Origin of the sequence: Micromonospora arida, assembly GCF_003857035.1 — a bacterium.
Classification (GTDB): domain Bacteria; phylum Actinomycetota; class Actinomycetes; order Mycobacteriales; family Micromonosporaceae; genus Micromonospora; species Micromonospora arida.
In genome coordinates this window covers 1-10,364 of sequence record NZ_QGSY01000300.1, presented here as the reverse complement: position 1 = coordinate 10,364, position 10,364 = coordinate 1, and the positions used below count along the sequence as shown (strand labels likewise).

The 10,364-nt window shown below is 69.2% G+C and carries 14 protein-coding genes and 1 tRNA gene; 11 read left to right on the top strand and 4 right to left on the bottom strand.

Features of this window, described 5'->3' with window-relative positions; translation table 11 throughout:
- Together DLJ58_RS30170 and rlmB are read left to right on the top strand one after the other, a co-directional pair.
- The coding region (locus DLJ58_RS30170) for a cysteine--tRNA ligase (protein ID WP_124861510.1) at positions 1–1,171 on the top strand (1,171 nt) is incomplete at its 5' end.
- Positions 1,171–2,304 (top strand): 23S rRNA (guanosine(2251)-2'-O)-methyltransferase RlmB, encoded by a 1,134-nt coding sequence (rlmB, locus tag DLJ58_RS30165; RefSeq protein WP_124861507.1) that lies wholly within the window; start codon positions 1,171–1,173, stop codon positions 2,302–2,304. The genes DLJ58_RS30170 and rlmB, both read left to right, overlap by 1 nt.
- A 121-nt stretch (positions 2,305–2,425) precedes the next feature.
- Here the strand turns inward: rlmB and DLJ58_RS30160 are convergent, their stop codons facing one another.
- Positions 2,426–3,517, bottom strand: a complete 1,092-nt coding sequence (locus tag DLJ58_RS30160) for an ABC transporter ATP-binding protein (RefSeq protein ID WP_091403085.1) — start codon at positions 3,515–3,517, stop codon at positions 2,426–2,428.
- Positions 3,518–3,858: 341 nt separating this feature from the next.
- On the opposite strand from DLJ58_RS30160, the gene DLJ58_RS30155 reads away from it, so the two are divergent.
- A tRNA-Thr gene (locus DLJ58_RS30155) sits at positions 3,859–3,935 on the top strand.
- A 73-nt stretch (positions 3,936–4,008) separates the two neighbouring features.
- Here DLJ58_RS30155 and DLJ58_RS30150 read toward each other — a convergent pair.
- Entirely contained in the window at positions 4,009–4,374 is a 366-nt protein-coding gene (locus DLJ58_RS30150; RefSeq protein WP_244219195.1) for a tyrosine-type recombinase/integrase, read from the bottom strand.
- 119 nt (positions 4,375–4,493) lie between these two features.
- Here DLJ58_RS30150 and DLJ58_RS30145 point away from each other — a divergent pair, with 119 nt between their 5' ends.
- The 4 genes from DLJ58_RS30145 (at position 4,494) to DLJ58_RS30130 (ending at position 6,801) form a co-directional block, all read left to right on the top strand.
- Positions 4,494–4,712 carry a hypothetical protein gene (locus tag DLJ58_RS30145; RefSeq protein WP_244219194.1) on the top strand — a complete coding sequence of 73 codons (219 nt, stop codon included), beginning with the start codon at positions 4,494–4,496 and terminating at the stop codon, positions 4,710–4,712.
- 183 nt (positions 4,713–4,895) lie between these two features.
- Positions 4,896–5,297, top strand: coding sequence for a hypothetical protein (locus DLJ58_RS30140; RefSeq protein ID WP_124861504.1), 402 nt, complete (start codon positions 4,896–4,898; stop codon positions 5,295–5,297).
- Positions 5,294–6,340: a hypothetical protein gene (locus tag DLJ58_RS30135; protein ID WP_124861502.1), complete on the top strand. Its 1,047-nt coding sequence runs from the start codon at positions 5,294–5,296 to the stop codon at positions 6,338–6,340. Before DLJ58_RS30140 ends, DLJ58_RS30135 begins: the two co-directional genes overlap by 4 nt.
- 257 nt (positions 6,341–6,597) lie before the next feature.
- Positions 6,598–6,801: a hypothetical protein gene (locus tag DLJ58_RS30130; RefSeq protein WP_124861499.1), complete on the top strand. Its 204-nt coding sequence runs from the start codon at positions 6,598–6,600 to the stop codon at positions 6,799–6,801.
- Between the two features lie 91 nt (positions 6,802–6,892).
- Here the strand turns inward: DLJ58_RS30130 and DLJ58_RS30125 are convergent, their stop codons facing one another.
- Positions 6,893–7,549: a type 1 glutamine amidotransferase domain-containing protein gene (locus tag DLJ58_RS30125; protein WP_244219193.1), complete on the bottom strand. Its 657-nt coding sequence runs from the start codon at positions 7,547–7,549 to the stop codon at positions 6,893–6,895.
- A 129-nt stretch (positions 7,550–7,678) separates the two neighbouring features.
- Between DLJ58_RS30125 and DLJ58_RS30120 the strand changes: the two genes are divergently transcribed.
- The 4 genes from DLJ58_RS30120 to DLJ58_RS30105 all read left to right on the top strand — a co-directional run bounded on the left by DLJ58_RS30120 (position 7,679) and on the right by DLJ58_RS30105 (position 9,930).
- Entirely contained in the window at positions 7,679–8,080 is a 402-nt protein-coding gene (locus DLJ58_RS30120) for a helix-turn-helix domain-containing protein (RefSeq protein ID WP_112582884.1), read from the top strand.
- Positions 8,081–8,115: 35 nt separating this feature from the next.
- Positions 8,116–8,535, top strand: coding sequence for a VOC family protein (locus tag DLJ58_RS30115; protein ID WP_088952055.1), 420 nt, complete (start codon positions 8,116–8,118; stop codon positions 8,533–8,535).
- Between the two features lie 10 nt (positions 8,536–8,545).
- Positions 8,546–9,217, top strand: a complete 672-nt coding sequence (locus DLJ58_RS30110) for a DUF998 domain-containing protein (protein WP_124861493.1) — start codon at positions 8,546–8,548, stop codon at positions 9,215–9,217.
- A gap of 68 nt (positions 9,218–9,285) precedes the next feature.
- Positions 9,286–9,930, top strand: coding sequence for a histidine phosphatase family protein (locus DLJ58_RS30105; protein WP_124861490.1), 645 nt, complete (start codon positions 9,286–9,288; stop codon positions 9,928–9,930).
- Here DLJ58_RS30105 and DLJ58_RS33930 read toward each other — a convergent pair.
- Positions 9,918–10,364: hypothetical protein (locus tag DLJ58_RS33930; RefSeq protein ID WP_158629644.1), on the bottom strand; the 447-nt coding region annotated here is incomplete at its 5' end. The two genes, DLJ58_RS30105 and DLJ58_RS33930, sit on opposite strands and share 13 nt — an antisense overlap.

Genomic DNA, 10,364 nt, shown 5'->3' with positions numbered 1-10,364 from the left:
GGGCCGTCCGTTCTGGTCGATCGCGTACGCCAACGAGTTGCTGCTCGCCGAGTCGTACCGGTCGTTGAACGTGCTGGCACCCACCTACGAGCCGCGCGCCACCGGGCACATCCCCGAGATGCATGAGCTGATCACGAAGTTGATCGCCGACGGGCACGCGTACCCGGCGAGTGACGGCTCCGGCGACGTCTACTTCGACGTGGCGTCCTGGCCGGCGTACGGGTCGCTGTCGGGTCAGTCTCCGGACGCCATGCAGTCCGCCGGGGACGCCCCGGATCGGGGCAAGCGGGATCCGCGCGACTTCGCGCTGTGGAAGGGTGCCAAACCGGACGAGCCGGCGGACGCCTACTGGCCTTCGCCGTGGGGGCTGGGCCGTCCGGGCTGGCACATCGAGTGCTCGGCGATGTGCTGGCGCTATCTCGGCCCGGAGTTCGACATCCACGGCGGTGGCCTGGATCTGACGTTCCCGCACCACGAGAACGAGATCGCCCAGTCGCAGGCGGCCGGGTTGCCGTTCGCCCGCTACTGGGTGCACCACGGGCTGCTCAGCATCGGCGGGGCCAAGATGGGCAAGTCCGCCGGCAACGCGCTGGGCCTGGCGTACGTGGACTCGCTCGGGGTGCGGCCGGTGGAGCTGCGCTACTACTACGCCGCCGCGCACTACCGCTCGGTGATCGACTACTCGGAGGATTCGCTGCGCGACGCGGCCACCGCGTACCGGCGGATCGAGGGTTTCGTGCAGCGGGCCGCCGAGAGGGTCGGTGCCGGGCCGCTCGGTGAGCTGCCCGCCGGCTTCGTCGCGGCGATGGACGACGACCTCAACACGTCCGCCGCGCTGGCCGTGCTGCAACAGCACATTCGGGACGGCAACACCGCGCTGAGTGTCGGCGACGATGTGACCGTCCGCACCACGCTGGCCGTGGTGCGGGCAATGCTGGATATTCTCGGGATCGACCCCCTCGACCCGGCCTGGACCGGTGGCGGCCGATCGGACGATCTTCGTGCCGTGGTGGACTCCCTGATCGCGCTGGCCCTGGAGCAGCGTGCGCAGGCGCGGGGCCGCAAGGACTGGGCTGCCGCGGACGCCGTGCGTGACCAGCTCAAGCTGGCCGGCGTGGTGGTCGAGGACACCCCCCAGGGCCCCCGTTGGACTATTGGAGAGCAGGACTGATGGCCGGCAACTCGCAGCGCCGTGGCCGGCGACTGACGTCGAAGGCAGGCGCCCCCAAGGGCACCGGCGGCAAGAACAAGGACTCGTTGGCCGGGCGGGGTCGCACCCTGCCCGCGGACGAGCGGCCGTGGCACAAGGGCTACTCGGGCACCGAGAAGCTGCCCCAGCGCACCGCCTGGAAGCAGGACAAGGAGCGCCGCGCGGCGGCCGAGGAGGGGCGCGCCCCCAAGATCGGCCAGCCCGGAAGCAAGGACACCACCTGGGGTCGGGGTGGCGGTCGGGGCGTACCGGTCGGCCGGGGCACTGCCACCGGCGGGCGGGGCGGCAAGCCCACCGGCCGGTCCGGCCCCCGGGTCACGCCGGGGCGCAAGTCCAACCCGTCCAAGGACACCCCGGAGCTGCTGGTCGGGCGTAACCCGGTGCTGGAGGCGCTGCGCGCCAGCGTGCCGGCGACGGCGCTCTACACGGCCCAGGGCATCGACATGGACGACCGGATCAACGAGATCATCCGGACCGCCGCCGACCGGGGCATCGCCAACCTGGAGATCAGCCGCGCCGAGTTGGACCGGATGACCGGCGGGGTGCTGCACCAGGGCGTCGGCCTGCAGGTGCCGCCCTTCGCGTACCAGCCGTTCGAGGACATGGTCGCCGCTGCCCTGGAGCAGCAGGCACCGCTGCTGGTCGCGCTGGACGGTGTCACCGACCCGCGCAACCTGGGCGCCGTGATCCGGTCGGCTGCCGCGTTCGGCGCGCAGGGTGTCTTCGTACCCGAGCGTCGTGCCGCCGGGATCACCGCGACCGCCTGGCGGACCAGTGCCGGTGCGGCCGCACGGGTGCCGGTGGCGCAGGTGACCAACCTGACCCGGTCGCTGAAGGCGTGCCGGGACGCCGGCTTCATGGTCGTCGGCCTGGATGCCGACGGCGACACCGACCTCTACAACCTGGAGGCCGCGGTCGGTCCGCTGGTGGTGGTGGTCGGTTCCGAGGGGCGCGGTCTTTCCCGCCTGGTCGGGGAGACCTGCGACCTGACCGTCAGCATCCCGATGATCTCCGAGGTCGAGTCGCTCAACGCCAGCGTGGCGGCGGCGGTCGCCCTGGCCGAGGTCGCCCGCCGGCGCTCCGTCGAGCAGTAGCCCACGTCGAACGAAGGCCCCCTCCCGCCGAGCGCGGGAGGGGGCCTTCGTGCTCGTTCAGTCAGGTACGACGAAGGGGCGGCCCGCCGAAGCGGACCGCCCCTGTCGGTACGGCGTTACGTCAGATCCGGCCACCGGTGGCGGCGTGGAAGACGTGGCTGCGACCGGCGACCGGCTTGACGAACACGGTGTCACCCATGTTCGGCATGTTGCGCCGGTCGGTGCGGACGACGAAGCGCTCCGAGTTGCCACCCAGCGCGGCGTGGCCGTAGACGTTGGCGTCCGAGCCGAGGTCCTCGACCAGCTCGACCACGACCGGCATGCCGCCCTCGGTAGGGCTGACCAGCTCGCAGTCCTCCGGGCGGAAGCCCACGGTGACCTTGCCGTCGCCACCCTCGGCGCGGGCCGCCTCGACCTGCTCCCGGGTCAGCGGGATCTGCAGCTCGGCGAACTCGGCGCCCCGCTCGTTCAGCGGAACGGTCTTGATGTTCATGGCGGGAGAGCCCATGAAGCCGGCGACGAACACGTTGGCCGGGGTGTCGTAGAGCGCCCGCGGGGTGTCCACCTGCTGAAGGACACCGTCGAGCAGCACCGCGACCCGGTGACCCATGGTCATGGCCTCGACCTGGTCGTGCGTGACGTAGACCGTGGTGACGCCCAGCTTGGCCTGCAGGGACGCGATCTGGGTACGGGTCTGCACGCGGAGCTTGGCGTCGAGGTTCGACAGCGGCTCGTCCATGAGGAAGACCTGCGGCTCGCGGACGATCGCCCGGCCCATCGCGACACGCTGACGCTGACCACCGGAGAGCGCCTTCGGCTTACGGCTGAGGTACTCCTCCAGCTGGAGCAGCCCGGCCGCCTCCTTGACCCGCCGGTCGATCTCCGACTTGGAGGTCTTGCGCAGCTTGAGGGCGAACGCCATGTTCTCGTACACCGTCATGTGCGGGTAGAGGGCGTAGTTCTGGAAGACCATCGCGATGTCGCGGGCCTTCGGGGGAAGGTGGGTGACGTCACGCTGGTCGATGTAGATCGAACCGGCGTCCACGTCCTCCAGGCCGGCGAGCATCCGCAGGCTGGTGGACTTGCCACAACCCGAGGGGCCGACCAGAACGAGGAACTCCCCGTCGCCGATCTCGAGGTCCAGCTCGTTGACGGCGGGACGCTCTTGGCCCGGGTAGACCCGGGACGCCTTGGAATAAGTGACGGTAGCCATGGTGAAGCGCTTCCTTTCACCGGCAGGAACGTGCCGGACGATCCGAGTGAAGGAGCAACCGGCACGTGTCCGTGCCGGTTCAGCGGACGGCGGCCCGGTCGCGGGGGCGCCCGGTCGTCGTCCGCGTCAGTGAACCGTAAACGCGTTTACCCGTGCTGCCAAGGTGGGGGGCCGCCCAGCCCATCAGGCGGGCTACGCATTCCGGTCACTCGGGCACGGTCAGACATCAATCGACGCCGTGGGAAACGAGTCTGCGTCGGGTTGTTGACGATTCCCGTGCTCGGGAGGCCTCGCGATCGGGATTACCGGACGTCAGTCGCTATGCTGACCTCGACGCACGCGCCCCTGTAGCTCAGCTGGCCAGAGCACTCGCCTTGTAAGCGAGATGTCGCCGGTTCGATCCCGGCCGGGGGCTCCAATTCCATCAGGCTTTCCCCGACGGGCAACGCCGTGGGTCGACCTGTTGACAGCAACGCTGACAGCAACGGCACTCACGAGAGCTTGCCGAGAGCCTGACGCATCGCGTCGAGGTTGGCGTGAGCGTAGACCTTGAGCGTGATCTTCACGTCGGCGTGCTGAGCGATGGCCTGCACGACGTGCGGCGGTACACCCAGCTCCAGCAGCAGAGATACGACGGTGTGCCGCAGGTCGTGTAGACGGACGCCAGGCAGACCAGCGGTCTCCCGGAGTCGGGCGAATGAGCGGCTGAGGTTGCTGGGCTCCATCGGAGTGCCCCGTTCCGAGGGAAACACGAGATCGTGGTCCTCCCACACCTCAGCCAGGGCGGCTCGCTCGGCCTGCTGCCGTTCCTGGTGTTCGAGGAGAGTGAGCCACGTGACCTCCGGCAGCGGCAACACCGCATCCGAGTCTTCGGTCTTGGCGTCCTGGACGTGGAACTGACCGGCAACCCGCTGGACGGTCTGCTGCGCCCGGCCGTTTCGCCCCCGACGGCAAGGACGCCACGTCGTTCCTCCCTGTGGGCGCACCGAGCATCGTCTCGATCGGCATACGCCTGTCGCCGTTCACGATCACCACCGACGACCAGGGCTGGGTCACCTCGATCAAGGTGGAACTGAGCCCCAGCGACGGTCCCAAACTGACGATGACCACCACCATAAAAGATCACGGAAAGTCCTTGAAGATCAACCCACCAGCCCGCGCTGGTGAGGCCGCGGACTTTTATTACCGCAAGTAACAGCTCAGCCGAAGCGGATCACGCAGTGCGTCGCCGGGCTGGGCGTCTTCGGTGACCTGATTGTCCTATCGGTGACAGCGCATTCTGCAAACTGCCTGGTCAAGCGGTCACACGCGGCGCCAGTTTCCTTCGCTGACCATCGACGGGTCCTCCCGTTCTGTGGGGGGCTGCCATCATGCGAAGATGGGGGATTTTGCTGAGGAGTTGACCGGCACACGTCAAAGATTGCTGGACCTGGTTTCGGAGATGCGCCAGCAGTCGGTGAATTGGCGGCACCGTGTGCACGCAGAGATGGACGCGCTTGAGGCGAGCGAGCCGGACGACGACGAGAGCGACGGTGTGCCGGAGGGTGCTCCCGCTCAGTACGCGGCAGTTCGTGACCGAGTTGTTCGGGGAGAGCTGGATTGGCTCGACGTGCTGTCTGGACGAGTGGGCGACGCCGACGCCAAGGCCGTGCATGTCTGGTTGGACGGCCGGATGGAGATGACGCGTCAGGCATGCCGCCTGCTGGAGGGGGGCGCTTCGCTGGATGAGGCAGTGGCGGGTGTGGCCCCGGACCAGTCATGGGGGAGGGAGCAGCGATGACGCTGCAGGTCGAAAGCCGCTACCTGGTCGGCTACGCGGGGCAGCTCGAAGCAAACAAGGACGGCGCGCTCGTCTCGATCGAGCAGTACTGCGGCCAGCACTGCCTCGACTTCGATGGGTTGGACGGCACGCTTCACCCGATGCGGTGGCACATGGAACAGTTGGCAAGTTCCACCCTCGATTGCTGTGACGCCGCCAAGCGGGGCATGTGGCTGACCGCCCATGACCTGCGTGGCGCGGCCAAGGCGTACGACGCGGCGGATGCCTTGTCGGCAGAGCAGATGTGGACTGCGGGCCGCGCCTGGTCGATGCCGGTCGGCCATCGAGAGCGTGACGTGAGCGCGGCCGATGTCTTCTCCCAGGGGGCCGACGTGGCGCTCGCGCCGCCGCCCTTCACGTCGCAGGTGGGTCAGGTCAAGGACGCGATCTACCAATTGTTCGGCTCCGTCAACCAGTGGGTGGCGCAGCTGACTGGCTTTGACCTGTTGGAGAAGCTGACCCCGATGGCCCTCGGTGACTCGGGGGCGGTCCGCCGCGTCGGTGCCGCGTGGGGTGAGCTGGAGCACGCCTTCCGCGCGGTCGCTCAGGACATCGACCGCGGTATGGACGTGCTGTCGACGCACTGGAACAGCGACCTGCCTGACACGGGTGGCGCCTCGGCGGCCTTCGACTACCACATCCGTAAGCGCTGGAAGCCGGCCCTGGAAGGGCTGGCGCAGGGGTGTGATGCCACGCAGCAGTTGTACGAGTTGGCGGCCATCGAATACGAGTACGTGGTCAATACCCTGCTGTTCGCATTGAACTTCTACGCCAAACGGTTGAAGAAGGCCATGAAGGTGTTCACGACCACGACCGACTGGAAGAAGTTCCTGTGGAACCTGTGGCAGATCGTCTCCACCGTATGGCAACTGATCGTCGATACCTACGACCTGCTGTTCAAGCAGACGGTGATATTCAAGGAGGTTGTTGAGATGGTGGTGGCCAATTTCATCTACCTCCGGAACCGGATGCGGGGCGACTTCGAGGCCTTCAAGACCCTGTAGAGCGGCGCTTCGCAGCACGTGATGCTGTCGGGGACAATCGCCGCCAGTGCTACAGACCCTGGTCGTCCGTATGGACCCGCTGAGGGCGCTGCCGCGGGGTCGAGCATTGGTGGAGGAGCGGCAATGAGATTTGATGACTCGTTGCCTGACGGAGCTCGCAGGTTCGCTACGGAACCCGGCCACTACGACTTCTTTGGGCAGCGCTGCGGCACAACTGTTGGAAGCACGAGGAAGACTTGACCATCCGCTACCGAGGCGTGCGGAGTCTGACGATTGAGCCCGCTGACCGAGAGCTGGACGTGGTCCAACTCCAGGACGTGATGTTGGACGAGGTTTTGCCGCACGAGCAGGGGTGCCGGCACGAGATCGCCTGTCTCGCCGGCAGGATGATCGTGACGAGTCAGGACCTCACCGCAACCTGGCAGTACGCGGACTGTCCGGAGCGCGAGGCCAACCGGTAAGTCGACGCCGCCGGTGGACCGGCGAGGACAACGCGGGGCCGCTACCCGACCGGGCGACGCAGTGCAGACGACTACCGGATCCGACCGGCGCTCAGCTGAGCAGCTTCACCACGGCGTCGGCCACGGCGTGGGCGGACTGCGGGTTCTGACCGGTCACCAGGCGGCCGTCGACCACCGCGTGCTCGGTGAAGTCCGGCGCCGGTACGTGCTGCGCGCCAGCCTCGGTGAGCTTGTCGGCGAGCAGGAAAGGCACCTCGTCGGTGAGGCCGACGGAGGCCTCCTCGCTGTTCGTGAAGCCGGCCACCCGCTTGCCGGCGACCAGCCGGGAGCCGTCGGTGAGGGTCAGGTTCACCAGCGCCGCCGGACCGTGGCAGACGGCGGCCACCACGCCGCCGCGCTCGTAGACCGAGCGGGCGATGCGGGCCAGGTCGGGGTCGTCGGGGAAGTCCCACATGGTGCCGTGACCGCCGGCGAAGAGGATCACGTCGTACCCGGCCGGGTCGACGTCGGCGGCCCTCGGGGTGTCCGTTACGCCGGCGGTGGCGAGGAAGTCGTTCTGGGTGCTGTCGTTCTCGTCCCGGCCGTCTACCGGCGGCTCGCCGCCGGCCACGGACACCAGGTCTACGTCGTAGCCGGCGGCCCGGAACACCTCCCACGGCTCGGCGGCCTCGCCGACGTAGTAGCCGGTCGAGCGGCCGGTGCGGCCCAGCTCGGAGTGACTGGTCAGGGCGATGAGTGCACGAGTCATGCCCTCCATGCTGGCGCGGCCGGTCCGTTCCGGCCATAGGCCGATGTCACAGCGGAGACGGGTTTGAAAGCCGGGTCACCGGGGGTCGGCGTAGCCTGGGCCCGCAACGGGCGAGTGAGGCGGGGGCCGATGAGTCGCGCGGTGGAGGAGTCGAACCGGGCGATGCTGCGCGCCCGGGACGCGATGGACCGCGCGTACGCCGAGCCTCTGGACATTCCCGCGTTGGCCCGGATCGCGCACGTCTCGCAGGCGCACTTCATTCGTACCTTCCGGGCCACCTTCGGTGAGACCCCGCACCGCTACCTGCAACGCCGCCGGGTGGAGCGGGCGATGTCGTTGCTGGTGGAGACCGACCGGGACGTGACGGACATCTGCTACGCCGTCGGCTTCGGCAGCCTGGGGACGTTCAGTCGGACGTTCCGGCAGATCGTCGGGGAGTCCCCCTCGGATTTCCGGCGTCAACGCGTCGCGCCGGCCAACGTGCCGTCGTGCTTCACCAAAGCCTGGACCCGACCCAGCAGTTTTGGATAAGCCGCAGGTCACGGTCTACCTCTAGCGTCATGGGCATGACGATGAACGCGATCAGCCGCTCCCAGATCTACGTCCTCGACCAGGACGCCGCGCTTGACTTCTACGTCAACAAGCTCGGCATGGAGGTCAACACCGACCAGGACCTCGGCTTCATGCGGTGGCTCACTGTCAACCTGCCCGGCGACCCGGAGCGCGAGATCCTGTTGGAGAAGCCGGGCCCGCCCGCGCTGGACCCGGCCACCGCCGAGCAGGTCCGGGAGCTGCTCACCAAGGGCGCCCTCGGCGGGTACCTCTTCATGACCACGGACGACGCCCGCAAGACGCACGAGGATCTTGTGGCGAAGGGCGTCGAGATCACCGACGAGCCGACCGAGCGCCCGTACGGGATCGACTTCGGCATCCGGGACCCGTTCGGCAACCGGATCCGCATCGGCCAGATGTTCCCCCGGGCGTAGGGGGCGGGCGATGAGCCAGGCCGCGGCGTTTCCCGTGGTACGACCGGCCGCCGTCGGTCGGGACCGCCTGCTGTTGCTCGGCGGGGTGCTCGCCGGCCCGATCTTCGTCGGCTCGGCGATGGTCCAGGCGGCGACCCGGGACGGCTTCGACTTCCGTCGCCACCCGGTCAGCGTCTTGAGCACCGGCGAGCTGGGTTGGATCCAGATCGTCACGTTCCTGGTCACCGGGGTGCTCTGCGTGCTGGCCGCCCAAGCGCTGCGCCTCATTACCAGCGAAGGCGGCGGATCGATCTGGCTGCCCCGACTGCTCGCGCTGTACGGCCTGGGCCTGGTCGGGGCGGCGATCTTCAGCGCCGACCCGGCCGACGGGTTCCCGGCCGGTACGCCTCGGGGCGCCGGTGAGATCAGTTGGCACGGGGGCCTGCACTTCCTGGTGGCGGCGGTCGCCTTCGTGTCGCTGATCGTGGCGACGGTGGTGGCCGCCCGTCGGGCCGCACGGCGAGGGGCGCGCGGTCGAGCCGCGTACAGCCTGGTGACCGGGCTGTTCTTCGCGGCGGCCTGGGTGACGCTGATCGCCCGGCCCGCACCGGCCGTGATGGTGGCGTTCGGCCTGGCGGTGACGGCCGGCTGGCTGTGGGTGTCGGTCACCTTCGCGCGGGCGGCGTCCGGTCGGGCCGACTGAGCCGACGGCCGCAGGACCGGGAGGTGCGGGGTCGAACCCGTACCTCCCGGTGTGTTGAGGTAGGGGTCATGGTGACCCGGTTGCTGTACCTGACCCGACATGCCGAGCAGGATCTCTCCGAGCCGAGTGGGCCGGATGCCGGCGAACCGGACACCGGCCTGTCGGAGCGCGGCCGGCGGCAGGCCATCCTGCTGGGCGAACGCCTGGGGGCCCGCCGGTTCGCCGCCGTCCACCACGGGCCGCTGCGCCGGGCCGCGCAGACCGCCGAGCTGGTCGCCAAGTCGCTGCCCGACGTTCCGGTGTACGAGACGGAGCTGGCCGGCGACCACCTCCCACACGACACGGATCCGGCTGGCCTGCCGCCCGCGTACGCCGAATTCCTGACCCAGTTCTCGGCGGCCGAGCGGGTCGACGGGCCGCGAGTGACGGCGGACGCGGTGCGGCGCTTCGCCGGCCCGGTCGCCGAGGGGCCAGCCGGCGGCGAACCGGTCCGCGAGCTGGTCGTGACGCACAGCTTCCTGATCGCCTGGCTGGTGCGGCACGCCCTCGACGCGCCGGAGTGGCGGTGGCTGGGTTTGAACTCGCACAACGCGGGGCTGACAGTCATCCGGTACAGCGCGGCCGGCCCGCCTAACCTGATCGCCCTCAACGACGTGGCTCACCTGCCGCCGGAGCTGCGTGGCACCGGCCTTCCCCCGGACTACCTGATGTGAGTGCCGGTAGTCCGTAGCAGCAGCTCGACCAGCGCTTGGGTGGCCGGTGGTGGGGGCGCGTCGGCCGGACAGTCGACGTACCCGGTTTCGATGCCGCCCACGGTGAGCCGGTAGTGGAACGTGTCCGCGCAACTGGTCGGACTGCTCGGCTGCCGCGCCTCGGCGGCCAGCCGGGGGTCGGCGGCCAACCCGCTGAGGCTGCCGAGATCGGCCGGGGTGAGTCGGCCGCTGCGTCGGCTACCGGCCCGGTCCACCGCGGTCCACTGACCGTCCGGCTCGACCGTCACGACGTCCCCGCGGCCGGCGAAGCCGCCGGAGCTACGCAACGTCACCCGGGCGGCCGCGCCGCCGGTCTCGGGGCCGCCGGTGGTGGGGGCGGTGGTCGGAAGCAGGGTGCCGGTCGGGCCGGGAGCGGTGGTGGCCGGGGGCTGACT